22 protein-coding genes are annotated in these 24,813 nt (G+C 70.3%); 17 read left to right on the plus strand and 5 right to left on the minus strand.

Annotation, left to right across the window (positions count from 1 at the left end):
• The first annotated feature begins 102 nt into the window (after positions 1-102).
• A complete protein-coding gene (locus tag FHX33_RS19315; RefSeq protein WP_183428871.1) occupies positions 103-1,791 on the plus strand; it encodes an ATP-binding cassette domain-containing protein in 1,689 nt (562 codons plus the stop codon).
• Here the strand turns inward: FHX33_RS19315 and FHX33_RS19320 are convergent.
• The gene (locus FHX33_RS19320) at positions 1,788-2,933 is read right to left on the minus strand and encodes a MalY/PatB family protein (protein ID WP_021762469.1); all 1,146 of its coding nucleotides are present in this window, start codon (positions 2,931-2,933) and stop codon (positions 1,788-1,790) included. The two genes, FHX33_RS19315 and FHX33_RS19320, sit on opposite strands and share 4 nt — an antisense overlap.
• Before the next feature lie 78 nt (positions 2,934-3,011).
• Between FHX33_RS19320 and FHX33_RS19325 the strand changes: the two genes are divergently transcribed.
• Together FHX33_RS19325 and FHX33_RS19330 are read left to right on the plus strand one after the other, a co-directional pair.
• Positions 3,012-4,130, plus strand: a complete 1,119-nt coding sequence (locus tag FHX33_RS19325; RefSeq protein WP_179702665.1) for a GuaB3 family IMP dehydrogenase-related protein — start codon at positions 3,012-3,014, stop codon at positions 4,128-4,130.
• A 38-nt stretch (positions 4,131-4,168) separates the two neighbouring features.
• Positions 4,169-6,001 (plus strand): glycerol-3-phosphate dehydrogenase/oxidase, encoded by a 1,833-nt coding sequence (locus FHX33_RS19330; RefSeq protein ID WP_183428872.1) that lies wholly within the window; start codon positions 4,169-4,171, stop codon positions 5,999-6,001.
• On the opposite strand, the gene FHX33_RS19335 is transcribed toward FHX33_RS19330, so the two are convergent.
• Positions 5,988-6,797 (minus strand): metalloregulator ArsR/SmtB family transcription factor, encoded by an 810-nt coding sequence (locus FHX33_RS19335; protein WP_021762888.1) that lies wholly within the window; start codon positions 6,795-6,797, stop codon positions 5,988-5,990. The genes FHX33_RS19330 and FHX33_RS19335 overlap by 14 nt on opposite strands.
• A 96-nt stretch (positions 6,798-6,893) precedes the next feature.
• Between FHX33_RS19335 and FHX33_RS19340 the strand changes: the two genes are divergently transcribed.
• From FHX33_RS19340 to guaA, 6 genes are all read left to right on the plus strand, one after another.
• Complete coding sequence (locus tag FHX33_RS19340; RefSeq protein WP_021762889.1) at positions 6,894-7,355, plus strand: SRPBCC family protein; 462 nt, start codon at positions 6,894-6,896, stop codon at positions 7,353-7,355.
• Positions 7,356-7,444: 89 nt separating this feature from the next.
• Entirely contained in the window at positions 7,445-7,975 is a 531-nt protein-coding gene (locus FHX33_RS19345; protein WP_021762890.1) for a cation:proton antiporter regulatory subunit, read from the plus strand.
• 4 nt (positions 7,976-7,979) lie between these two features.
• On the plus strand, positions 7,980-9,374 hold the full coding sequence (locus tag FHX33_RS19350) for a cation:proton antiporter (RefSeq protein WP_021762891.1): 1,395 nt from the start codon (positions 7,980-7,982) through the stop codon (positions 9,372-9,374).
• A gap of 57 nt (positions 9,375-9,431) precedes the next feature.
• Complete coding sequence (locus FHX33_RS19355; protein WP_021762892.1) at positions 9,432-10,244, plus strand: SURF1 family cytochrome oxidase biogenesis protein; 813 nt, start codon at positions 9,432-9,434, stop codon at positions 10,242-10,244.
• Positions 10,245-10,248: 4 nt separating this feature from the next.
• Positions 10,249-10,698 (plus strand): DUF3817 domain-containing protein, encoded by a 450-nt coding sequence (locus FHX33_RS19360; RefSeq protein WP_021762893.1) that lies wholly within the window; start codon positions 10,249-10,251, stop codon positions 10,696-10,698.
• Between the two features lie 25 nt (positions 10,699-10,723).
• The gene (guaA, locus tag FHX33_RS19365) at positions 10,724-12,322 is read left to right on the plus strand and encodes a glutamine-hydrolyzing GMP synthase (protein WP_039922131.1); all 1,599 of its coding nucleotides are present in this window, start codon (positions 10,724-10,726) and stop codon (positions 12,320-12,322) included.
• 67 nt (positions 12,323-12,389) lie between these two features.
• On the opposite strand, the gene FHX33_RS19370 is transcribed toward guaA, so the two are convergent.
• A complete protein-coding gene (locus FHX33_RS19370) occupies positions 12,390-13,187 on the minus strand; it encodes a Bax inhibitor-1/YccA family protein (RefSeq protein WP_021762895.1) in 798 nt (265 codons plus the stop codon).
• Positions 13,188-13,237: 50 nt separating this feature from the next.
• A complete protein-coding gene (locus tag FHX33_RS19375; protein WP_051336960.1) occupies positions 13,238-13,783 on the minus strand; it encodes a hypothetical protein in 546 nt (181 codons plus the stop codon).
• A 64-nt stretch (positions 13,784-13,847) separates the two neighbouring features.
• On the opposite strand from FHX33_RS19375, the gene FHX33_RS19380 reads away from it, so the two are divergent.
• From FHX33_RS19380 to FHX33_RS19390, 3 genes are all read left to right on the plus strand, one after another.
• The gene (locus FHX33_RS19380; RefSeq protein ID WP_039922129.1) at positions 13,848-14,918 is read left to right on the plus strand and encodes a glycerophosphodiester phosphodiesterase family protein; all 1,071 of its coding nucleotides are present in this window, start codon (positions 13,848-13,850) and stop codon (positions 14,916-14,918) included.
• Between the two features lie 64 nt (positions 14,919-14,982).
• Positions 14,983-17,499 carry an ATP-dependent helicase gene (locus FHX33_RS19385; RefSeq protein ID WP_021762898.1) on the plus strand — a complete coding sequence of 839 codons (2,517 nt, stop codon included), beginning with the start codon at positions 14,983-14,985 and terminating at the stop codon, positions 17,497-17,499.
• Positions 17,496-18,527 (plus strand): FUSC family protein, encoded by a 1,032-nt coding sequence (locus FHX33_RS19390; RefSeq protein ID WP_021762899.1) that lies wholly within the window; start codon positions 17,496-17,498, stop codon positions 18,525-18,527. Before FHX33_RS19385 ends, FHX33_RS19390 begins: the two co-directional genes overlap by 4 nt.
• Here the strand turns inward: FHX33_RS19390 and FHX33_RS19395 are convergent.
• Positions 18,524-19,360, minus strand: a complete 837-nt coding sequence (locus FHX33_RS19395; protein WP_183428873.1) for an oxygenase MpaB family protein — start codon at positions 19,358-19,360, stop codon at positions 18,524-18,526. The two genes, FHX33_RS19390 and FHX33_RS19395, sit on opposite strands and share 4 nt — an antisense overlap.
• A 425-nt stretch (positions 19,361-19,785) precedes the next feature.
• Here FHX33_RS19395 and FHX33_RS19400 point away from each other — a divergent pair, with 425 nt between their 5' ends.
• From FHX33_RS19400 to FHX33_RS19420, 5 genes are all read left to right on the plus strand, one after another.
• On the plus strand, positions 19,786-20,106 hold the full coding sequence (locus FHX33_RS19400) for a hypothetical protein (RefSeq protein ID WP_183428874.1): 321 nt from the start codon (positions 19,786-19,788) through the stop codon (positions 20,104-20,106).
• Positions 20,107-20,220: 114 nt separating this feature from the next.
• A complete protein-coding gene (locus FHX33_RS19405; protein WP_183428875.1) occupies positions 20,221-20,499 on the plus strand; it encodes a hypothetical protein in 279 nt (92 codons plus the stop codon).
• Between the two features lie 644 nt (positions 20,500-21,143).
• Entirely contained in the window at positions 21,144-22,307 is a 1,164-nt protein-coding gene (sucC, locus tag FHX33_RS19410) for an ADP-forming succinate--CoA ligase subunit beta (RefSeq protein ID WP_183428876.1), read from the plus strand.
• A 14-nt stretch (positions 22,308-22,321) separates the two neighbouring features.
• Positions 22,322-23,209 (plus strand): succinate--CoA ligase subunit alpha, encoded by an 888-nt coding sequence (gene sucD / locus FHX33_RS19415; protein ID WP_021759047.1) that lies wholly within the window; start codon positions 22,322-22,324, stop codon positions 23,207-23,209.
• 176 nt (positions 23,210-23,385) lie between these two features.
• Entirely contained in the window at positions 23,386-24,771 is a 1,386-nt protein-coding gene (locus tag FHX33_RS19420; RefSeq protein WP_021759045.1) for a hypothetical protein, read from the plus strand.
• Positions 24,772-24,813 lie beyond the last annotated feature (42 nt).

The raw sequence follows: 24,813 nt of genomic DNA on the forward strand, positions 1-24,813 counted from the left end.
TAAGCCGCCGCCCGCGCTCGACGCGGGCGGCGGCTTCGTCTATCCTGGAAGGCTTTGCCCACCGGCGAGGCGCATCATCACCAGTCCTCCAGGAGTTCCACCGTGGGTCACATCGACGTCTCCGGCGTCTCGTACACACTCGCCGACGGGCGGCCGCTGCTCGACGACGTCTCGTTCCGCGTCGGCGACGGCACCGTCTCCGCTCTGATCGGCGCGAACGGCGCCGGCAAGTCCACGCTCCTGCGCATCATCCGCGGCGACCTGCGCCCCGAGTCCGGGGGCGTCGTGATCGACGGCGGCCTCGGCGTGATGGACCAGTTCGTCGGACACGTGCGCGACGATCGCACCGTGCGCGACCTGCTCGTCGGAGTCGCGCCGGCGGCGGTCCGCCGCGCGGCCGAAGCGCTCACGGCGGCCGAGGAGGCCATCATCGAGCGCGACGAGACCGACACCCAGCTGCGCTACGCGAACGCGCTCGCCGAGTACGCGGACGCCGGCGGCTACGACCAGGAGGTCGTCTGGGACAACTGCACGGTCACCGCGCTCGGGCTCCCGTTCGAGCGCGCCCAGTACCGGTCCGTCCGCACGCTCTCCGGGGGCGAGCAGAAACGCCTGGTGCTGGAGGCGCTGCTGCGCGGCCCTGAGCAGGTGCTCCTGCTCGACGAGCCCGACAACTACCTCGATGTGCCCGCGAAGCGATGGCTCGAGGAGCAGCTGCGGGCCACGCCCAAGACCGTGCTGCTGGTCTCGCACGACCGTGAGCTGCTCGCGAACGCGGCCGACCGCATCGTGACCTTGGAGCTCGGCGCGGCGGGCAACAGCACGTGGACGCACGGCGGCGGCTTCGGCGGCTACCACCAGGCGCGGGAGGAGCGCATGGCGCGACTCGAGGAGCTGCGCCGGCGCTGGGACGAGGAGCACGTCAAGCTGAAGGCGCTCGTGCTGCGGTTCAAAGAGAAGGCGAAGTACAACTCCGATCTCGCGAACGCGTACCAGGCGGCGCAGACCCGCCTGGCGAAGTTCGAGGCCGCAGGACCGCCCGAGGCACGCCCGCGCGAGCAGAACGTGCGGATGCGCCTCACCGGCGCGCGCACCGGGCGCCGGGTCGCCGAGTTGCACCGCCTGGAACTGACCGGGCTCATGCGCCCGTTCGACGGCGAGATCTGGTTCGGCGAGCGCGTCGCCGTGCTCGGCTCCAACGGCTCGGGCAAGTCGCACTTCCTGCGGCTGCTCGCGGCGGGCGGGACCGACCCGGACCCGGGGGCCGGGCACCTGGCATCGGCGGCGTACGCGGGCGCTCCGGTGCCGCACACCGGCGCGGCGAAGCTGGGCGCGCGCGTGGCGCCGGGGCTCTTCGCCCAGGCGCACGAGCATCCCGAACTGGTCGGCCGCAGCCTCCTCGACATCCTGCACCGCGGCGACGACCGCCGCGACGGGATGCCGCGGGAGGCGGCGAGCCGTGTGCTCGACCGCTACGGACTCGCGGCGTCGGCCGAGCAGAACTTCGAGTCGCTCTCGGGCGGCCAGCAGGCGCGCCTGCAGATCCTCCTGCTCGAGCTGTCGGGCGCGACCTTGCTGCTGCTCGACGAGCCGACCGACAACCTCGACCTCGTGTCGGCGGAGGCGCTCGAAGAGGGTCTCGCCGATTACGAGGGCACCGTCATCGCCGTGACGCACGACCGCTGGTTCGCGCGCGGTTTCGACCGGTTCCTGGTGTTCGGCGCCGACGGCGAGGTCTACGAAGCGGACGAGCCGGTCTGGGACGAGGCCCGGGTCGCGCGGGCGCGCTAGTCCCGCATCTGCCCGATCCGGGTCACGGCCTCGGTCAGCACCTCGGGGGAGCACGCCAGGTTGATCCGTGCGTACCCGATGCCCGGCCTACCGAAGGCCGGCCCGTTGCCCAGCGCCACCTTCATCTCGGTGAGGATGCGCTGGGCGGGGTCGTCGCCCCAGCCGAGCGCGCTGAGGTCGACCCAGGCGAGATAGCTGGCGCGCGGTTCGCGGTATCGGGCCTCGGGGACGTGCTCGGCGAGCAGGTCGGCGAGGAGGCGGCGGTTGCCCTCGATCGCGTCGAGCGCGCCGTCGAGCCACGGCATCCCCTCGCGGTAGGCGGCCTCGCTCGCGATCCGGCCCAACAGGCTCGTGCGCTCCTCGATCTCGATGGGGAGCTCGCGCACGAGTGCCGCCATCTCGTCGCCGGCCGTCACGAAGAAGGCGCACTTGAGCCCGGCGAGGTTCCAGGCCTTGCTGGCCGAGTGGGCCGCGATGCCGACGCGGCGCGCGGCGTCCGACACGCTCAGGAACGGGGTGAAGGTCGCGTCGCGGTGAGTCAGCGAGGCGTGCACCTCGTCGCTCACGACGCGGACGCCGTACCGGTCCGCGAGCTCGGCGACCGCCACGAGGTCCTCACGGGGGTGCACCAGGCCGAGCGGGTTGTGCGGGTTGCACAGGAGGAGCGCGCGCGCTCCCTCGGCGAACGCGCGCTCCAGCCCCGGCAGGTCGAGCGACCAGGTAGTGCCGTCGTCGACGAGAGGGACCTCCGCGACCACTCCGCCGGCCTCCGGCACGTAGGAGAAGAACGGTGGATAGACCGGAGGAGTGATGACGACCCGGTCCCCGGGTGCGATCAGCCGGCGCAGGGCCTCGACCACCACGACGCCGATGTCGGTCGAGGTCCGCACGCGGGCCTGGTCGACCTCCCACCCCCACGCGTCGCGGGCGTGCTCGGTGAAGGCCGTCTCCATCCCGCGCTCGGGCCCGACGTAGCCCGTGTCGGAGCGGTCGATCGCGGCGTGCAGGGCGGCGGCGATCGGCTCCGCCAGCGGGTAGTCCATCTCGGCGACGAACAGCGGAAGCACGTCGGAGGGGTAGGCGCGCCACTTCTCGCTGGTGCGCTGGCGGAGGCGGTCCAGGGGCTCGGCGTCGACGGTCATCCCTCCACTCTGCCAGGCCCTCCCGACAAGCGGCAGGTGGGCCGGGCGAGGGGCGGGCCATAGACTGGGCTGGTGAGCATGGAGATTGAGATCGGGCGCGCCAAGCGCGCTCGCCGCGTGTACGCCTTCGACGACATCGCGGTGGTGCCCAGCCGGCGCACCCGCGACCCCGAGGACGTCTCGGTGTCCTGGGGCATCGACGCCTACCAGTTCTCCATCCCGTTCCTCGCCGCCCCGATGGACTCGGTCGTCTCGCCCACCACGGCGATCATGATGGGCCAGCTCGGCGGCCTGGGCGTCCTCGACCTCGAGGGTCTCTGGACCCGCTACGAGGACCCGGAGCCGCTGCTCGCCGAGATCCGCGAGCTCCCGGCCGCCAAGGCGACCGCGCGCATGCAGGAGATCTACGCCGAGCCGATCAAGCCCGAGCTGGTCACCCGCCGCCTCGCCGAGATCCGGGAGGCGGGCGTCACCGTCGCGGGCGCCCTGTCGCCGCAGCGCACCCAGGACCTCTACGAGACGGTCGTCGCCGCCGGCGTCGACCTCTTCGTCATCCGCGGCACCACCGTCTCGGCCGAGCACGTGTCGAAGGGCGTCGAGCCCCTCAACCTCAAGAAGTTCATCTACGAGCTCGACGTGCCCGTCATCGTCGGCGGCGCCGCCACGTACACCGCGGCCCTGCACCTCATGCGCACCGGCGCGGCCGGCGTGCTGGTCGGCTTCGGTGGAGGCGCGGCCTCCACGACCCGCTCGACGCTCGGCATCCACGCCCCGATGGCGACCGCCGTCGCGGACGTCGCCGGCGCGCGTCGCGACTACATGGACGAGTCGGGCGGCCGCTACGTGCACGTCATCGCCGACGGCGGACTCGGCAGCTCGGGCGACATCGTGAAGGCGATCGCCTGCGGTGCCGACGCCGTCATGCTCGGCTCCACGCTCGCCCGCGCGACCGACGCGCCCGGCGGCGGCTGGCACTGGGGTGCCGAGGCGCACCACCCGCACCTCCCGCGCGGCAACCGCGTGCAGGTCGGGCAGGTCGCCCCGCTGGAGGAGATCCTGTACGGCCCGGCGCCCGTCGCCGAGGGGACTGCGAATCTGGTGGGAGCCTTGCGCCGCAGCATGGCGACGACGGGATACTCGGACCTGAAGGAGTTCCAGCGCGTCGAGGTCGTCGTCGCACCGTACCAAGCGCACTAGACCCGCGGCCGAAGGCGGCCGAGGAGAGGGAGGCAACGATGGTTGAATCACGATCCACGTCCGACCCGGCTGTGACCTATCCGTCACGGCTCGGCCCGGCTGAGCGAGCCGCCGCGATCGCGGCACTGAAGGAGACCGAGCTCGACATCCTCGTGGTCGGCGGCGGCATCGTCGGCACGGGGAGCGCGGTCGACGCGGTCACCCGCGGCCTCTCCGTCGGGCTGGTGGAGGCGCGCGACTTCGCCTCCGGAACCTCCAGTCGCTCCTCCAAGCTGGTGCACGGCGGCATCCGGTACCTCGAGCAGCTCGACTTCCGGCTGGTGCGGGAGGCGCTCATCGAGCGCGGCCTGCTGCTGCAGCGCGTCGCGCCCCACCTGGTGAAGCCGGTCCGCTTCCTCTACCCGCTGCACAAGCGGGTCTTCGAGCGCGTCTACATCGGCGCCGGGATGATGCTGTACGACATCTTCTCCTACACGGGCCTGCGCCCACCGGGGGTCCCGCACCACCGTCACCTCAGCCGGCGACAGGTGCTCAAGGCCATCCCGAGCATCGCCCCGAACGCGCTGGTCGGTGGCATCACGTACTACGACGCGCAGGTCGACGACGCCCGCTATGTGGCGAACCTCGCCCGCACGGCCGCGCACTACGGCGCGCACGTCGCGCCGCGGGTCCGCGTCGAGGGCTTCCTCAAGGTCGGCGAGCGCGTCGTCGGCGTGCAGGCGCGCGATCTGGAGACCGACGAACGGTTCGAGATCCACGCCAAGCAGGTCGTCAACGCCACGGGCGTCTGGACCGACGACACGCAGTCGATGGTGGGAGAGCGCGGCCAGTTCAAAGTGCGCGCGTCCAAGGGCATCCACCTCGTCGTCCCGCGGGACCGCTTCCAGTCGAAGATGGGCCTGCTGCTGCGCACCGAGAAGAGCGTGCTCTTCGTCATCCCGTGGGGCCGGCACTGGCTGATCGGCACGACGGACACCGATTGGCACCTCGACAAGGCGCACCCCGCCGCGACGGCGGCCGACATCGACTACCTCCTCGCGCACGTCAACGAGGTGCTCAACGTCCCGCTGTCGCGGGAGGACGTGGAGGGCGTCTACGCAGGGCTCCGTCCGCTGCTCGCGGGCGAGTCCGAGCAGACGTCGAAGCTCTCACGCGAGCACCTGGTCGCGCACTCGGTGCCCGGTCTCGTCGTCATCGCCGGCGGCAAGTGGACGACCTATCGGATCATGGCCAAGGACGCCATCGATGCCGCGGTCGACGCCCTCGACGGCAAGATCCCCGAGAGCACGACGGACGAGATCGCGCTCGTCGGCGCCGAGGGGTATCAGGCCGCCTGGAACCGCCGCGCGCGCATCGCCGCCGACAACGACCTCCACATCGCCCGCGTCGAACACTTCCTCAACCGGTACGGCACGATGACCGAGGACATCCTCGCGCTCATCCGGCAGGACCGCTCCCTCGCCGAGCCGCTGCCGGGCGCGGACGACTACGTCGGCGCCGAGGTCGTGTACGCGGCCAGCCACGAGGGCGCGCTGCACCTGGAGGACGTGCTCGCCCGCCGAACGCGCATCTCCATCGAAGCGTGGGACCGCGGGGTCTCGGCCGCGCCGGTCGCTGCCTCCCTCATGGCCGGCGTGCTCGGCTGGGACGCCGCTCGCGAGGACCGCGAGGTGCAGACCTACCTCAAGCGGGTCATCGCCGAGCGCGAGAGCCAGCTGCAGCCCGACGACCAGTCGGCCGACCGGGTGCGCCTGGAGGCGCCGGACATCGTCGACGTCGACAAGGCCGCGGCCGCGGCGAACGCGGCGGCGCCGACCACCAAGGCGGCACCGCGCACGCGTGCGCCGAAGGCGACGCCTACCGACGGCTGACCAGCGCGGCCAACGCGTCGAGGAGCTGCTCCCAGCCGAGCCGGATGCCGGCGACGGCGGGGGCAGCTCCTTCTGCGACGGCGGAGACGTCGATGTCGAGCGTCACGCGCGTGGTCGCGCCATCGCGCGGAACAGGTGTGAACTCCACCGTGTGCACGGCCCGGAACAGCGGTGCACCCGCGGGGCCGACCGGCGCGAGCTCGTAGACGAGCCGGGTGGCGGGGGAGACCTCGACGACGCGTCCGGCCGAGGTGTACTCCGCATCGTCTCCCTCCCGCAGCACGAGCCGCACCGGTGCGCCCGGCGTCGGGGCGATCTCGCACGCCGCAACGGTGAAGTGACGGGGTGCCCACCACTGCGCTGCGAGAGCGGGGTCGGTCCAGGCCGCCCAGACGTCGGCGACAGCGGCGGGGAGGAGGCGCTCCAGTCGGACCGCCCGATCGTCGTTCGCCGTGCTGCGGCCCGACTCCTCCGCGATCGCCCGCTCGTACGCGGCGAGGGCATCGTCGTCGGTCGCGGTGTCCGCCATCTCCGCGGCGAGCTCCTGCAGGTGGTCGGCGAGTCGAGCGAGCGCAGCCCGATCGAGGCTGGCCACGCGGCGGCGGCCGAGCCGGTGGATGCGGATGAGGCCGGCGGCTTCGAGCGCCTGGAGGTGCTTGGTCGTCTGCGGCTGGAGTGCGCCGAGGCTGTCGGCGACCTCCCCGACCGTCCGCGGCGCCTCGGCGAGCAGCTGGACGATGCGGTAGCGGGTGGGCTCGCCGATGACCGCGAGGGCCTGCTGCGCATCCATCGTCATGCCTCCAGAATAGTGCTTGACACATTCGTCTAGACGAATATAACGTGTGGTCATCCGCACCAGCAAGGTGTAGCGACAGATTCGAAGGAGACGATCGTGGAGACAATCGAACGAACCATCGGCGCCGACCCGACCCGCGTCTGGGAGCTCTGGACCACCGCCGAGGGGATCTCGTCATGGTGGGCGCCGGAGGGGTTCCGGACGGACGTCACACAGCTCGACCTCCGGCCGGGCGGGGACCTCGTCTACACGATGACCGCCGTCGCGCCCGAGCAGATCGCCTTCATGGAGCAGTACGGGATGCCGCTGTCGACCGAGTCCCGCAAAGTGTTCACCGAGCTCGACGGGCCGCGGCGCATCGCCTACCGGTCGCTCGTCGACTTCGTGCCCGACCGCGGTCCGTACGAGCAGCTCACGGTCGTCGACCTCGAGCCGGTCGACGGAGGCACCCGCGTGATCATGCAGGTGGAGCCGATGCACGACGCCGTCTGGACCGAGCGCCTGCTCGCCGGTCGCGCCAACGAGCTGGACAATCTGCAGGCCCTCGTCACCCGCTGATCCGGCGTTCGCTCTCCGCGACCGCGGGCCGGCGCCGGGACGGCCTCCGGTAGGCTGGAACCATCGCCTCAAGCGGATGGAGACGGACGATGGTAGACGTTCGACGGGTCAAGCTACCCGGGGTCGGGGTGCTCCACACCTTCGTGACAGACGACGGCGGCAAGGTCGGCGTCATCGCGCACCGCTCCGGCCACAGCGACCTCATCACGTTCTCCGACGACGAGGACGGCGCGGACGTCACCAAGGTGTCGCTCCGCCTCAACGAGGACGAAGCGCACACGCTCGCAGAGCTTCTGGGAGGCACCCAGATCACCGAGTCGCTGACCGCGCTCGACCAGATCCCGGGCCTCAGCATCGACTGGTTCACCGTCGACTACGACGACCACATCGCGGGTCAGCAGCTCGGCGCCCCCGCCGACCGCGGCTTCGTCGGCCTCACGGTCGTCGCCGTCGTGCGCGGGGACTCCGCCAACCCGGCACCCGCCCCCGACTTCAAGGTCTTCCCCGGCGACACCCTCGTCGTCGCGGGGACTCCCGAGAAGGTGGCGAAGGCGTTCGCGTTCTTCCGCGCCGGTGAGATGCCCGCACGTGTGACCGCCGACGCTCCGCCGGGAGGATGATCCGATGCATCTCGGCGAAGACCTGATCGTTCTCGGCCTCCTCCTGCTCGTCGCGTACGTGCTGGGCCGACTCGGCAAGCTGGTGGGTCTCCCCGCGATACCCATCTACATGATCGTCGGGCTGCTGGCCAGCCCGCACACCGGATGGTTCCCCCTCGACTTCGAGAGCCATTACATCGAGCTCATCGCCGTCTTCGGGCTCATCCTGCTGCTGTTCAACCTGGGCCTGGAGTTCGACCAGGACGAGTTCTTCGGCAACTTCGGCAAGCTGATCATCTCCGGCGGCTCGTACATCCTCATCAACATGGGGGTCGGGCTCGCCTTCGGCTTCTGGGTCGGCTGGGGCACCCGGGAGGCCCTGATCATCGCTGGCATCACGGCCACGTCGTCGTCGGCGATCGTGACCAAGCTGCTGATCGAGTTGCGACGGCTGCCCAACACCGAGACCCCGATGATCCTCGGCGTCACGGTCGTCGAGGACATCTTCATCGCGATCTACCTCGCCATCGTCTCGGTGGTGCTGAGCGGCGAGACCGACTTCTGGCCGGTGGTCGCGAAGCTCGCGATCGCGTTCACCTTCCTCGTGGTGATGTTCACGCTCGCGCGGTGGGGAGGGAAGTTCGTCTCCCGGCTATTCCGCACCAAGGACGACGAGCTCTTCACCATCCTCTTCTTCGGCCTCGCGGTGCTCTTCGCCGGTGTCGGCGAGATCCTCGGCGTGACCGACGCGATCGGCGCGTTCCTCATCGGTCTGGTGCTCGGTGCCACGAAGTACCGCAACAAGATCGAGCACATCGCGATCCCGCTCCGGGATGTCTTCGCCGCGTTCTTCTTCCTGAACTTCGGTCTCGAGCTCGATCCGGCCAAGTTCCCGTCCGTGGTCGGCCCCGTGCTGATCGCGGTCGCGATGACCATCGTGCTCAACATCCTCGCGGGGCAGTTCGTCGCCCGCATCAACGGGATGGGCGCTCAGGCCGGCATCAACACGACGGTCATCCTCCAGAACCGCGGCGAGTTCGCGCTGATCCTCGCGACGCTCTCGCTGAGCGCCGGTCTCGACGCGCGCATCCAACCGTTCGCCGGGCTCTACGTGCTCATCATGGCGATCCTCGGCCCGATCCTCGCAGCGAACTCCGAGCGGATCGGTGCGATGATCCTACGGACCGGGAAGAAGTCGAAGCGACGCGACCGGAAGAACCGGAAGAAGCTGCGCGATCCCATGCTCGACGAGGAGATCGCGCTCGTGGAGGCCGCCACGGCCGACCTCGACTCCGACACGCGCCGCGACGACACGAGCGCCGACAACACGCGCGCCGCGATCGACCGGGTCGTCGAGCAGGCCATGCAGCAGCAGGCCATGGGACAAGAAGACATCAGCGGCGACCGAAAGCGGGACTGAGCCATAGACACGACCCCCGGCCGCCCGTCGACGACGGGCGAGACCACGCTGTTCCAGATGATGCGCCGACCCCGCTGGATCGGGGCGCTCATCTTCGCGCTCGCACTGGCGGCCGGCTTCGCCGCGCTCGGCCAGTGGCAGCTCGAGCGCGCGCTCGAATCGGGCAAGGCCGTGGAGGCGCCCAGCGAGACGGTCCTCCCGCTCGCCCAGATCGCCAAGCCGGGTGGACCCATCACGGACAAGGCGGTCGGACAGCTCGTGGAGTTCACCGGGACCTACGTCCCCGGCGACTACCAGCTCCTCGACGGACGCCTCAACGCGGGCAAAAGCGGCTGGTGGGTCATCGGTCATGTGAACCTGACGCAGCAGGACGGCACCGAGGTCGCGATGGCCGTCGCGCGCGGCTGGGCGCCCGACAAGGCCGCCGCCGAGTCCGCCCTGGCGCGCCTGGCCGCCGAGCCCGAGGCTCCCGTGCAGATCGTCGGTCGCATCCTCCCGGACGAGCAGCCCGAGGTCCCGCAGGACAAGAGCAACCCCACGCAGATGCGCACCGTCGGCATCGGCGCCCTGTACAACCTCTGGACCGGCGTGGACGGGATGGACGTCTACTCGGCGTACGTCGTGCAGCGCGGCGGGGTCGACGGCCTCGACGCCATCTACTCGCCGCCGCCGATCGCGCAGACCGAGCTCAACTGGCTCAACATCTTCTACGCCGCCGAGTGGGTCGTCTTCGCCGGCTTCGCGATCTTCCTCTGGTACCGGCTCGTGAAGGACGCCAAGGAACGCGAGGACGAGCTCCGCGCGCTCGCCGAGGAGGAGGCCGCCTCCCCGGAGGCCGGGTCGTCGGCCGTCGCGGGCAAAGTAGAATAGCGCCATGCCCCTCGCTCCCAAACTCGAAGACTTCCCGAAGATCCGGGGGGCCCTGCGGTTCTACCAGGTGTTCGCGTACGTCACGGGCATCATGCTCCTGCTGCTCTGCGCCGAGATGATCGTCAAGTACGGCATGGGCTACGAGCTCTTCGCCTTCAGCAACTACGGCGTGCTCACCTTCGTCCCGGTCACGACGGCCGTCGCCCCGACCGGCGTCGACTTGAGCACCGGCATCCTCATCGCGCACGGCTGGCTGTACGTGGTGTACCTCTTCTCCGACTTCCGCCTGTGGAGTCTGATGCGCTGGTCCTTCACGAAGTTCGTCATGATCGCCCTCGGTGGCGTCGTGCCGTTCCTCTCGTTCTTCGTGGAGGCCCGCATCACCAAGCAGGTCAAGACCTATCTGGCCGGCCGCGAGGCCGAGGCCGCGAACCTCGTGGAGGCGACAAATTAGCACCGACGCAACTTTCTCCGATCTGCTGGGGGCGGCCGATGCCGCGAACCCGACGGGTCCCGTCCTCGTCGTCGACTTCGGCGCGCAGTACGCGCAGCTGATCGCGCGCCGCGTGCGCGAGGCGAACGTCTACTCGGAGATCGTGCCGCACACCGTGACGGCCGCCGAGATCGCCGCGAAGCGTCCCGCCGGGATCGTCCTCTCGGGCGGCCCGTCGAGCGTGTACGAGGAGGGCGCCCCGCGCCTCGACGAGGAGATCTTCGACCTCGGCGTCCCCGTGCTCGGCATCTGCTACGGCTTCCAGGTGATGGCGACCGCGCTCGGTGGCGAGGTCGCGAAGACCGGCCGCCGCGAGTACGGCTCGACCGCCGTCCGCGTCGTCGACGGCGTCTCCGGGCAGGAGAACGGCCTGCTCTCCGGTCAGCCCGACGAGCAGACGGCGTGGATGAGCCACGGCGACTCGGTCGCCCGCGCTCCCGAGGGCTTCGAGGTCCTCGCGTCCACCGAGGACACCCCGGTCGCCGCCTTCGCGAACGAGGAGCGCAAGCTCTACGGCGTGCAGTGGCACCCGGAGGTCAAGCACTCCCAGTACGGCCAGGCCGTGCTCGAGAACTTCCTGCACCGCGCGGCGGGCATCCCCGCCGACTGGAACAGCGGCAACGTGATCGCCGACCAGGTGGCGGCGATCCGCGCCCAGGTCGGCACCGGCCGTGTGCTCTGCGCCCTCTCGGGCGGTGTGGACTCCGCTGTCGCCGCTGCGCTCGTCCACAAGGCCGTCGGCGACCAGCTCGTCTGCGTCTTCGTCGACCACGGCCTCCTCCGCAAGGACGAGGCGAAGCAGGTCGAGGTCGACTACGTCGCCTCCACCGGCGTGCGTCTCGTGACCGTGAACGCCCAGAAGCAGTTCCTCGACGCGCTCTCCGGCGTCAGCGACCCGGAGACCAAGCGCAAGATCATCGGCCGCGAGTTCATCCGCGTGTTCGAGCAGGCGCAGGCCGACCTGATCGCCGAGGCCGCGGGCGAGGGCGACCCCATCCGCTTCCTCGTGCAGGGCACCCTCTACCCGGACGTGGTGGAGTCGGGCGGCGGCTCGGGCACCGCGAACATCAAGAGCCACCACAACGTCGGCGGCCTCCCGGAGGACCTGCAGTTCGAGCTCGTCGAGCCGCTGCGGACCCTCTTCAAGGACGAGGTGCGCGCCATCGGTCGCGAGCTCGGCCTCCCGGAGGTCATCGTCGGCCGCCAGCCGTTCCCCGGCCCCGGTCTCGGCATCCGTATCGTCGGAGAGGTCACCCAGGAGCGCCTCGACCTGCTCCGCGACGCCGACGCCATCGTGCGCGCCGAGCTGACCGCGGCGGGACTCGACGGCGAGATCTGGCAGTGCCCTGTCGTGCTGCTGGCCGACGTGCGCTCGGTCGGCGTGCAGGGCGACGGCCGCACCTACGGCCACCCGATCGTGCTGCGCCCGGTCTCCAGCGAGGATGCCATGACGGCCGACTGGACCCGCCTGCCGTACGACCTGCTCTCCAAGATCTCGAACCGGATCACCAACGAGGTGGACGGCGTCAACCGCGTCGTGCTCGACGTCACGTCGAAGCCGCCGGGAACCATCGAGTGGGAGTGATCCCCGCGACATGAGAAGAGCCCGGGATGCGAATGCATCCCGGGCTCTTCCCGTTGGTCGGTGTGTGCTAGTTGCGCGACGACAGCGCGAAGATGCGCAGCAGCTCCAGGTAGAGCCACACGACGGTGACCATGATGCCGAAGGTGCCGGCCCAGCCGTAGGCCCGCGGTGCACGGTTCTTGACGCCCTGCTGGATCGCGTCGAAGTCGAGCACGAGCGAGTAGGCGCACATGATGACGACGAGGACGCCGATCACGAGACCGAGAGGAATGCCGAAGATGTGGAAGGAACCGCGCAGGCCCCACGGGTCGTCGACCGCTCCGGTGGCCATCAGGACGAGGTTCACGATCGAGAACAGCAGGTAGCCGACCATCGCGATCAGGAAGACCTTGGTGGCCTTGGCCGACGCGCGGATCTTGCCGCTGGCGAAGAGAGCGAGCGTGACACCGACGACGACGATCGTGCCGATGACCGCCTGGATCACCACGCCGTCCGCCAACGCCTCGTAGAAGGCGGAGATGCCGCCGATGAAGACGCCCTCGGCGGCCGCGTAGGCCAGCGTGAGTCCTGCGGACGGGAGCTTCTTGCGGTTGCGGAAGATGTTGACGAACGCGAGCACGAGGCCCGCGATTCCGCCGACGATCCAGAGGAACGGGACGACCCATCCCACCACCGCGAAGGCGACGAGGACTCCGAAGCCGATCGCGGTCTTGCGGATGGTGTCCTCGACGGTCATCCGGTCGGTGTCGACCGAGGTCGCGGACGGAGATTCGTACATCTCCTGCAGGCTCTCGGCACTCAGGTTCGTCTTGCTGCCGTTCTGGAACGCGGGGCTCTGAGAGAAGGCCGGGTTGGACGTTGCCATGGGTTCCTCGCTTGATCGGGGACTGTGGCGAAGATCGCCGTCCCTCTAATCTAGTCGGTCGATTTTCTGAGAGTTCTGACAGATTGCCATGAATCCCATCGGATGGCGATCGCGCGGGCCGCCCAGGCACCCGCGACGACGGTGAGGGTGCTGACGAGGACGGTGATCCATCCCTGTTCGTAGGTGGTCACGAAGGTCGGCAGCACGATGCTCGACGCGATCGGGAGCAGGAGCGCGGCGAAGGCGATGAGGGGGCGCAGCCGCACGAGCAGCCACGCGGCCAGGGTCACGGCGTAGCACCACGCGAATCCCGAGCCGCCGAGCATCAGCCAGGTGAAGCCGAGGACGGGGACCGCGACGGCGACGCGCCGGCCGATCGTCGAGGGGATGACGGCCCAGGCGGTCGGTTGCATCAACGAGCCGACCAGCAGGAACGGGAGGCTGTACGTGGTGGTCACGAGGATGCAGCCGGTGCCGATCACGAGCATCGCGAGTCCTGCGGCGAGACGCGGTCGGTAGGCGCCCCAGCGCAGCGGCAGCAGGGAGGCGGGCTCGCGCCACCGGGCGGTTCGGGGAGCGCTCTCGACGGCGGGCACCCGTCGATTCTGTCATCCGCAGTGGGGTCACGGGCAGCCCCCGAGCGCGGGCTAGGATCGCTCCATGCGTGCTCGTCCCGCCCCCCTCGTGATCGGTCACCGGGGTGCGCCCGGGTATCGTCCCGAGCACACGGCGGCGGCCTACGAGCTCGCCTTCGCCCTCGGAGCCGACGCGGTGGAGCCCGATCTCGTCGCCACCAAGGACGGCGTGCTGGTGGTTCGTCACGAGAACGAGATCTCGGGGACGACCGATGTGGCCGACCGTCCGGAGTTCGCCGATCGCCGCACGACGCGGGAGGTCGATGGGGAAGCGCTCACCGGCTGGTTCACGGAGGACTTCACCTGGGCCGAATTGGCGACACTGCACGCGCGGGAGCGCCTGCCGCAGCTGAGGCAGGCGAGTGCCACCTTCGACGACCGCTACCCCATCCTCCGCTTCCGCGACCTCCTCGACCTCGTCGATCGCGCCTCCGACGACACCGGCAGGCGGCTCGGGGTCGTCGCCGAGATCAAGCATGCGACGCATTTCGCGGCGGCCGGTCTGCCCCTCGATGAGCTCGTGATGCGCGACTTGTCCGACGCGGGCTGGACGGACCGGACCGGCCTGGTCGTCGAGAGCTTCGAGCCGACCGTGCTCAGGGAGCTGCACGACCGGGGCTTCCCGGGCAAGCGGGTGTACCTGCTCGAGGATGCGGGCGCGCCCGCCGATCGCGTCGCGTCGTCCGGCTCGGCCGCTGCGGGTTACGACACCGATCTCACGCTTCGCGGCCTCTACGCGCTCGGCTTCGGCGCGCCCTCGGCAGCGGCGCGGGTCGACGGGATCAGCGTGGAGACCTCGCTCGTGCTCGCCTCGGGCTCGGTGGCCGTCTCGCTCTTCGACGACGACGACGGGAGCATCGACATCGGCGCGGTGACCTCGGATCTCGTCGACCTCGCGCACTCGGCGGGGCTCTCGGTCTACACCTGGACCCTCCGGCCCGAGAACGCGATGCTGCAGCCCGAGTTCCGCACGGGCGGCCGGGACGACGAGTGGGGTGACTGGCGCCGGCTGTTCTCGATCCTGCTCCACTCGGGCGTGGACGGCGTGTTCGCCGACCACCCCGATCTGGCCGTCGCCGTGCGCGACGGACGCTGACCCCCGCGTCCGGCTCGATGGTCGGAGCCGGATGACAGTGGGGGCGGCTAAAATCGTTGGAGACATGACGAGCCTTCCCGACGCCCCCACCGGTATCACCTCTTCCGTGCCGATCATCCTCGACGGCTGGGAGGGCGACGACCGCTCCGGCGGCTCTCGCGACGGCGGCTCCGGAGGCCCGTTCGGTGGCGCGTCGTCGCCGAACGAACGGCTGTTCGCCGGTCTCAACCCGCAGCAGCGGGAGGCCGCCGAGTACCGCGGCTCCGCGCTGCTCATCCTGGCCGGTGCCGGCTCGGGCAAGACGAGCGTGCTCACCCGCCGCATCGCCGGGCTGATCGAGAGCCGCGAGGCGTGGCCGAGCCAGATCCTCGCCATCACGTTCACCAACAAGGCGGCGAACGAGATGCGGGAGCGCGTCGAGGGGCTGCTCGGCGGTAAGGCGCAGGGGATGTGGATCTCGACGTTCCACTCCGCCTGCGTGCGCATCCTGCGCCGGGAGGCCGAGACCATCGGCAAGACGCAGAGCTTCACCATCTACGACTCCGGCGACTCCCGGGCGCTGCTGAAGCGGATCATCAAGGAGCTGTCCGCCGACACGCTCGGCTTCACGGTGGCGGGGGCGGCGGCCCGCATCTCCAAGCTCAAGAACGAGCTCACCGACATCGAGGCCTTCGCCCGCTCGGCCAACCTGAGCGACCCGCAGGAGGTGATGTTCCTCGAGATCTTCCGGCAGTACACGCGCGCTCTGCGCACGGCGAACGCCTTCGACTTCGACGACCTCATCGCCGAGACGGTGTTCCTGTTTCGCGCGTTCCCGAAGGTCGCCGCGTTGTACCAGCGACGCTTCCGCCACATCCTGGTCGACGAGTACCAGGACACGAACCACGCGCAGTACTCGCTCATCCGCGAGCTGACGATGCCGATCGCACCGGACATCGCGGACGAGCTGGAGGCGCAGGGGCACCACGTCGAGCGCATGCGCGACGCCGTCGGCGTGATCCCCGGCGCCTCGCTGACGGTCGTCGGCGACTCCGACCAGTCGATCTACGCCTTCCGCGGTGCGGACATCCGCAACATCGTGGAGTTCGAGCGCGACTTCCCGGGCGCGAAGGTGGTGCTGCTCGAGCAGAACTACCGCTCGACCCAGAACATCCTGAGCGCGGCGAACGCCGTGATCGCCAACAACTTCGACCGCAAGGACAAGAACCTCTGGACCGCCGTCGGCGACGGCGAGAAGATCGTCGGCTACACCGGTTACTCGGGGCACGACGAGGCGCAGTTCGTCGCGGACGAGATCGAGAAGCTGCACGGCGCCGGCATGGACTACAAGGACATCGCCGTCTTCTATCGCACCAACGCGCAGACGCGTGCGCTCGAGGAGATCTTCATCCGGTCGGCCCTGCCGTACAAGGTGATGGGCGGGACCAAGTTCTACGAGCGCGCGGAGATCAAGGACGCGATGGCGTACCTCGTGACCGTGGCCAACCCGCAGGACACGCTCGCTCTGCGCCGCATCCTGAACACGCCGAAGCGGGGCATCGGCCCGGCGACCGAGACGCAGCTCGCGAGCTACGCCGACGACAACGGGATGACATTCCGCGAGGCGATGCGCGATGCCGGCTCGCTGGGTCTCGGCCCCAAGGTGACCGCGGCCATCCTCCAGCTCTCGACGCTGCTCGACGAGGCGTCCGCGAAGACCGACCCGGAGAACCCGGCCGGCGTCTCCCCGGTCGCGGACGTGCTCACCTTCCTGCTGGACGGCAGCGGCCTGCTGGACGTGCTCCGCAACAGCCGCGACCCGCAGGACGAGGCCCGCGCCGAGAATGTCGAGGAGCTCGTGGCGGTGACGCGCGAGTTCGCGCGCAACAACCCGGACGGCACCCTCATCGACTTCCTCACCGAGGTGTCCCTGGTGGCTGCGGCGGACGACATCGACGACTCGAGCGGGTCGGTCTCGCTCATGACGCTGCACACGGCGAAGGGCCTCGAGTACGACGCCGTGTTCTTGACGGGCGTGGAGGAGGACCTCCTCCCGCACCGCATGTCGGCCAACGAGCCCGGTGGTCCGGCGGAGGAGCGCCGCCTGTTCTACGTGGGCATCACCCGGGCCAAGAAGCGCCTGTTCCTCTCCCTGGCGATGACACGGGCGCAGTTCGGCGAGACCGCGGTCGCCATGCCGAGCCGCTACCTGCAAGAGATCCCCTCCGACCTCGTCGAGTGGCGCCAGTCGCCCGGCTCTGCGAACGGACGCGGCGGGAGCCAGTCGCGGGCGCTCAACGCGCGCAAGCCCGGGCTGGGCTCCGGATCGGGCGGCGGCCGCTGGAACGAGAGTTTCACCTCCGGCGGGTTCTCGGCTCCCGAGCGCCCGAAGGCCGAATGGCCGAACCGTGTCACGGGGAAGGTCCGCGACAACGGCGATCTCGAGCTCGCTCCCGGCGACCGGATCACCCACGCCGACTTCGGCGAGGGGCGGGTCACGGCCGTCACCGGCGAGGGCGCCAAGCGCGTCGCGCACGTCCAGTTCGAGAAGGTGGGCGCGAAGAAGCTCCTCATCAAGATCGCGCCGATCGACAAGCTGTGAAGCCCGCCGGGCTCGCCTCGATGAGCGTCGAGGTCGGTTTCCGGGCGGCGGCCGCCGTCGCGGTTCCGCTGTTCATCCTGTGGTCGGTGGGGCGGCTGGATCTCGCCGCTTACGCGACGTTCGGCGCGTTCACGGCCCTGTACGGCCGCAACGAGCCGTACAGGCTGCGCATCCGGAGCGTGTCGGTGGCCGGCCTCGCTCTGCTCGCGAGCATCGCCCTCGGTGTGTGGCTGGCAGTGCTCGGCGAGCCGCTCGCCCTCCTGGCCGTCGCGCTCGTCGTGATCGTGGCCGGCGGCACGCTGCTCGTGACCACACTCCAGCTGCTGCCCTCCCAGCCGCTCTTCTTCGTGTTCTCCCTCCTCGTGTGCGCGAACGTCCCGACCACGGCCGCCGAGGCCTGGCCGCGGATCGGTCTCGCGGCTTTGGTGGCCGTCTTCTCGTGGCTGCTGACGATGTCGGGGTGGCTCGTGCGCCGCGTGGCCGGCGGTCGCGAATCCGTGCTGCTCAAGGAGCTGCGCAGGCGCCCCGTGGTCGACGGGACCGTTCTGCGCGACCCCCGCGTCTGGTTGACTGTCGCGCAGAACGTCGTCGGTGTCGTGATCGCGGGCGGCATCGCGTTGTCGTTCGGCTTCGGCCACGCGTACTGGGCGGTCGTCAGCCTCGTGGCGGTCATCCCGCCCGCGCGGGCTGCGCACTCGATCTCGCGATCGCTGCACCGGATCTTCGGGACGATCGCCGGCGTCGGAGTCACGGCGGCGCTGCTGTTCTGGTCTCCTCCCGCGCTCGTCGTGATCCTGGTGATCGTCGTCTGCCAGTTCTTCGCGGAGATGCTCGTCGGCCGTCACTACGGCTCGGCCCTGGTCTTCATCACGCCGATGGCCCTGGCGGTCTCGCACCTCGCGACGCCGGCTCCCCTCGGGACCCTGGTCGGCGACCGTGTGCTCGAGACGGTGGTCGGAGCCGGGATCGGCATCGTCCTGGTGCTGCTCGCGCGCGGGATCGAACGAGCGCGCGGGCTCGCGGCCTAGCGCGCCCGGGCTCTGTCCTCCCGCACCATCCGCCGTACCCGTCGCAGGTAGGCGTCCCGTGGAGCGTGGCGCAGAGCCCGGGGCATCCGTGGGTACCACCACGCGAGCCGGCGCATCCAGCGCTCGTACCGCTGCCGGTGCTGCTCGCTCCACGGGAGCCGGTACAGCTCGCGCACGGGCTCCGGCAGCAGGCCGGCCGTCACCAGCCGGGCGTCGGGGAGCAGCAGGCGCACCCAGAGCGGGACGTTCCGCGGGTAGAGGATCTGGCCCGCCAGCTCCCGGGTGCGGTCGCTCACCGAGACCCGGCCGAGCATCTCCTCCCAGTACCCGTCGAACGCTTCGCGCGTGGGCGGCCAACTCGACGGAGGCACCTGCATGTTGGCGCCCAGCCGGGTGTACTCCTGGTAGACGCCCTCCTGCTCGGCGGGGGAGAGCGGGCCGAAGACGCGCTCGTGGAGGTCCATCATCGTGCGGTAGAGCGTCGCCGCCACCCAGAGCTGCAGCTGCGGGTCGTAGGCGTTGTACGCCGGTGCGCTGCCGGCCGCGCGCGCCCGCACCGGGGCGTGCGCCCGGTTCACCCGGCGTCGCACGACGGCGAACTCCTCCGGCGTCGCGAACACGGCAGCGCACATAAAGGTCATGGTGGCGTGCAGGCGATCCATCGCCCGCTCGGCGAAGTCGCTGTGGTCGGCGACGCCCTGTCCCACGGCCGGCTCCGCCACCTGGAGCAGCAGTGCCCGCCCGCCGCCGACCAGCGGCAGCGCCTCGGCGGCGACCGTCCGCAGATCGATCGGTGGACGCGTCGTGCGCCGCTCTCGAGTCCGTCTGAGCACGCAGCCATCCTGCCCGGCCCGCCTGCGAGCGAGCGCAACGACTGCCGTTCATGCGCCGTGCCCCCCGCCGAACGGCCCGGTGCGAACGGGAGGTCTGCCGCACGCGCCCCGCCCCGATGAGCGCGACGAGTCCCAATCCGACGGCGGCGATCCCTGCGGCGCCCCACCCGAGAGCACCCTCGGAGTCGGCGCCGGTCGCTGCGAGGACGGGGGAGGAGAGGGATGCGGGAGCGGGGAGGGGCTGGGCGCGGGTGATCTCCGAGGCGACTCCGAACGGGGAACTCCACGGGAGCATCCGGAGGCCGCCGAGTTCCGGTGCGACCCGTTCCGGGTCGATCCGTTCGATCCAGACGTAGTATCCCGGCGCCGGCAGCTCGCAGGAGGGCGTCTCATAATCGCCGACACCGTCGACGACGGTTTCGACCGTGCAGACGACCGGTGCGCCCTCAGGTGCGGACTCCGCGACCTGGATCGGTTGCGGGAACGGCCCCAGCAGGCTGCTCTCCACCACGGCCGCGACGGGCACGAAGCCCTCCTCCGACGCGTGCACGCCCCACGTCGGGAGGAGCCCGTCGGCGCTGTCGACCGAGACCCGCAGTCGATCGGTGATCCGGTCGCCGACGGTCGCCTCCGGCGCGCTGGTGGTGGTCTCGACGGTCGGCCGGAAGGGGAGGGGAGACGGCCCGGAGGTGCTGGCTCCCGCGCTTGCCGTCGTGCTCGCGGGTACGGCCATCAGGAGGGACTGAACGTGTTCTCCGTCGGGGACGGCGACACGCAGCCCCGCTCCGTAGGGGAGCTGGTCGAGGGATGCCGTCGCCATCACGGCGACGCTCGCCTCCTGCCCGTCGGGCACGATGGGGATGTCGCGCCCCGTCTCGACGGTCGCGGTGCTGCTGCCGTCGGAGAAGCGGGCTCCGTCGAGGGAGACCACGGCCGCGTGGGCCGCGGCAGGAAGCAGCTCGCTGCCCGAGAGGCGCTCGGCGGTGAGCTCGACCCGCAGGCGCCCTGGCCCGGTCTCGGCGAGCTCAACGACCGCCTCGGCCCGGACCGCGATCGTCGCCAGCCGGGCCGACTCCTCCGCCATCGAGTGCGCCAGCGCCAGCACGGCACCGGCGTCCGCCCCGGCGCGCGCGGCGTAGCTCTCGGGGGAGTGGCCGTTCAGGCCGGAGACCATCCAGGTGGCGATCTGCCCCGCGGCAGCCGTCCGTCGGTCGTCCGTGCCGGCCCAGGTGCGGGAGATGTAGGCCAGGCGCGCAGCCTGCTCCGGGGAGAACCAGCCGAGGGTGTCCCCGTCGACGTATTCGAGCGCGTACCCGGTCGGACTGGTCTTGCCCGCGTTGAGGCAGAAGCCCTGCGCCCCGTCGTCGAGACGGTACGTGCCGAGCCACCACCCGTCGGACGACAGATAGCCCGGCCCATGCCCGGCCCCGCTGAGCGAGTGGGCGCTGGACGCAGGAACCAGGGCCTGCAGGACGCCGAGGAAGACGGCGAGGCCGGTCAGGGCCGTGGCGGTCAGGAGGTGCGATATCCGGTGTGTCATGACCCCACCCTCGCCGGGCGGTGCGCCCGCGATCGTGGATCCGCCGAACCGGTGGAAAGAGCCTCCCGAGACCGAGCTGGGGAGAACCCGACGCCTCCCGTTTACGGGACGCACAGTCGGACGCGCTAAGGTTCTCACTGGCGAATTTATCTCGGCGTCGAGCTATTCTCTCGCGCCGACCGCCCGGCAGATGACAACCGGAATCGCTACAGCGAGCCCGGACCAGCAGCGGATTGGATAACCGTGGATCTATACGAGTACCAGGCCAGAGACCTGTTTGAGAAGTACGGGGTCCCGGTCCTTCCGGGCATCGTCGCGGACACCCCGGAGGAGGTGCGCGCAGCCTCGGAGAAGCTCGGCGGGGTGACCGTCGTGAAGGCACAGGTGAAGGTCGGCGGTCGCGGCAAGGCCGGCGGCGTCAAGGTCGCGAAGACCCCCGACGAGGCCGAGGCCGCTGCCCAGGCCATTCTGGGCCTGGACATCAAGGGCCACGTGGTCCGCCGCGTGATGGTCGCCGGTGGCGCCCGCATCGCGCGCGAGTTCTACTTCTCGGTGCTCCTCGACCGGGCCAACCGCTCCTACCTGTCGCTCACCAGCGTCGAGGGCGGTATGGAGATCGAGCAGCTCGCCGTCGAGAAGCCGGAGGCGCTCGCCCGCATCGAGGTCGACCCGCGCGCCGGTCTCGACACCGCGAAGGCCACCGAGATCGCCAAGGCCGCCGGATTCCCGGACGAGCTCGTCGCGAAGGTCGCCGACGTGTTCGTGAAGCTGTACGCGGTCTACACCGGCGAGGACGCCACGCTCGTCGAGGTGAACCCCCTGGTCCTGACCGAGGAGGGTGACATCATCGCTCTCGACGGCAAGGTCTCGCTCGACGAGAACGCCTCCTTCCGCCACCCCGAGCACGAGGCGCTCGAGGACAAGGACGCGGCCGACCCGCTCGAGGCCAAGGCCAAGGCGTCGGACCTCAACTACGTCAAGCTCGACGGCGAGGTCGGCATCATCGGCAACGGCGCGGGTCTGGTCATGTCGACCCTCGACGTCGTCGCGTACGCCGGCGAGAAGCACAAGGGCGTCAAGCCCGCCAACTTCCTCGACATCGGCGGCGGAGCGTCCGCGGAGGTCATGGCGGCCGGCCTGGACGTCATCCTGAACGACCCGCAGGTCAAGAGCGTGTTCGTGAACGTCTTCGGTGGCATCACCGCCTGCGACGCGGTCGCGAACGGCATCGTCAAGGCCCTGGAGATCCTGGGCGACGAAGCCAACAAGCCGCTGGTCGTGCGTCTCGACGGCAACAACGTCGACGAGGGCCGCCGCATCCTCACCGAGGCGGACCACCCGCTGGTCACCCTCGCACTCACCATGGACGAAGGCGCCGACAAGGCCGCCGAGCTGGCTGCGAAGTAAGGGCGCGAATCAGAATGTCTATCTTCCTCAACAAGGACTCCAAGGTCATCGTCCAGGGCATCACCGGCGGCGAGGGCACCAAGCACACCGCGCTGATGCTGAAGGCGGGCACCAACGTGGTCGGCGGCGTGAACGCGCGCAAGGCGGGCACCACCGTCACCCACGGCGATGTCGAGCTGCCGGTCTTCGGCACCGTCGTCGAGGCGATCGAGAAGACCGGCGCCGACGTGTCGATCATCTTCGTGCCGCCGGCGTTCGCGAAGGACGCCATGGTCGAGGCCGTCGACGCCGAGATCCCGCTGCTGGTCGTCATCACCGAGGGCATCCCGGTGCAGGACGCCGCCGAGGCGTGGGCCTACGCCAAGGAGAAGGGCGGCAAGACCCGGATCATCGGCCCGAACTGCCCCGGCATCATCACCCCGGGCGAGTCGCTCGTCGGCATCACGCCGGCGACGATCACCGGCAAGGGCCCGATCGGCCTGGTCTCCAAGTCCGGCACGCTCACCTACCAGATGATGTACGAGCTGCGCGACCTGGGCTTCTCGACCGCCATCGGCATCGGCGGCGACCCGATCATCGGCACCACGCACATCGATGCGCTCGCCGCGTTCGAGGCCGACCCGGAGACGAAGGCGATCGTCATGATCGGCGAGATCGGCGGCGACGCCGAGGAGCGTGCGGCCGACTTCATCAAGGCGAACGTCACCAAGCCGGTCGTCGGCTACGTGGCGGGCTTCACCGCGCCCGAGGGCAAGACGATGGGCCACGCCGGCGCGATCGTCTCGGGCTCGGCCGGAACGGCCCAGGCCAAGAAGGAGGCCCTGGAGGCCGCGGGCGTGAAGGTCGGCAAGACCCCGTCCGAGACCGCCGACCTCCTGCGCGAGGTGTACGCCGCGCTGTAAGCGCACGGTGCACGGATCGAACGAGCGACGGTAGAGGCCGGATCCCATCGGGTTCCGGCCTTTCCCGCGTCACGGGAGGGGCGAACGCGCCGCGAAACGCCCCTGACGCTCGGCGTGGGCCCGGCGCTACAGTGAGGGCGATCGGAGCTCGCATCCCTCCGGACGAAGGGGCCGTCATGCCGCGTACGACCAACGCCGAGCTGCTGCAGCGCATCGCAGCCCTCGAGGCCGAGAACGCCTCCCTCCGCGACAACCTCGGCGAGAACCCGACCGTCCCCCTCCCGGATGCCGTCGACGCGGTTCCGCGCACACACACCCGGAGCTGGGCCTGGACCCTGCTCGCCACGGTGCTGATCGTGATCGGGTCGCTGCTCGCGCCGGTGGCGGTCGTCGCCTCCTGGGCCAAGGTCCAGCTGACCGACACGCAGAGCTTCGTGGACACGTTCGCCCCGCTGGCCGATGACCCCGCGGTGCAGGCGTACGTGACCGACGAGGCCGTGAAGGTCATCCAGGAGAACGTCGACATCCCGCAGATCACCTCCCAGGTCGTCGACGGCATCACCGATCTCGGCACCGGCCCTGTCGCGACCAAGGCGCTCGACGCGCTGAAGGGTCCGCTCGCGCAGGGCATCGTCTCGCTCATCCAGACGACGGTGGGCAACTTCGTGTCCTCCGACGCGTTCGCCCAGGTCTGGCAGGAGGCCCTGCGCACCACGCACACGCAGCTGGTCGCCACGATGCAGAACGACCCGAAGGCGGCGGTCGCGGTCGGCGCCGATGGCTCGGTGGGCATCCAGCTCGCCCCGATCATCGACCGGGTGAAGCAGCTGCTGGTGGATCAGGGCCTCACGTTCGCGTCGCAGATCCCGACGATCGACCGCACGATCACCGTCGCGCAGAACTCGTCGATCCCGACCATCCAGCTGTTCTACGGCGTCGCGGTCGCGGCCGGTGCTTGGCTGCAGTGGATCGCCCTGGCCTTCCTCGTCCTCGGCGTGGTCGTGGCGCGTCGCCGGGCTCTCGCACTCGTCTGGGCCGCTGTCGGCCTCGCACTGTCGATGGTGGTGGTCGTGGCCGGGATCGGCATCGGCCGCCTGGTCTTCATCGGCTCGGTGTCGCCCTCCCTGCTTCCGTCGAAGGTGGCCGACACGGTGTTCCGCACGGTGACGACGGCGATGCAGGACACCGGGGTCGCCGTGCTCGTCCTCGCCATCGTGGTCGCGGTGGTGGGCTGGTACTCCGGCCCGTTCGCCGTGCCGCGCAAGTTGCGGGGATTCTTCGGCTCGGGCGTGACCTGGGTGCGGGATGCGGCCGAGCGGCACGGCATCAGCACGGGGAGGACCGGTGAGTGGATCTACGCCCAGCGCGCGCTCCTGCGTGCGGTCGTCGCCCTCATCGCTGCGGCCCTGGTGCTGTTCGTGCGCCCGCTCACCACTCCGCTGATCATCTGGACGCTCGTGCTGGCCGCCCTCGTGATCGCGATCCTCGAACTCGTGCAGCGCCCGGTCATCACGGTGCCGGAGAACGCGGGCGATGACACCCCGGTCATGACCGTCTCCTGACGGCCGAAGTGTCGCGGGCAGGGCGCGGCCTGCGGCCGGTAG

Origin of the sequence: Leifsonia aquatica (genome assembly GCF_014190775.1) — a bacterium.
GTDB lineage: Bacteria > Actinomycetota > Actinomycetes > Actinomycetales > Microbacteriaceae > Leifsonia > Leifsonia aquatica.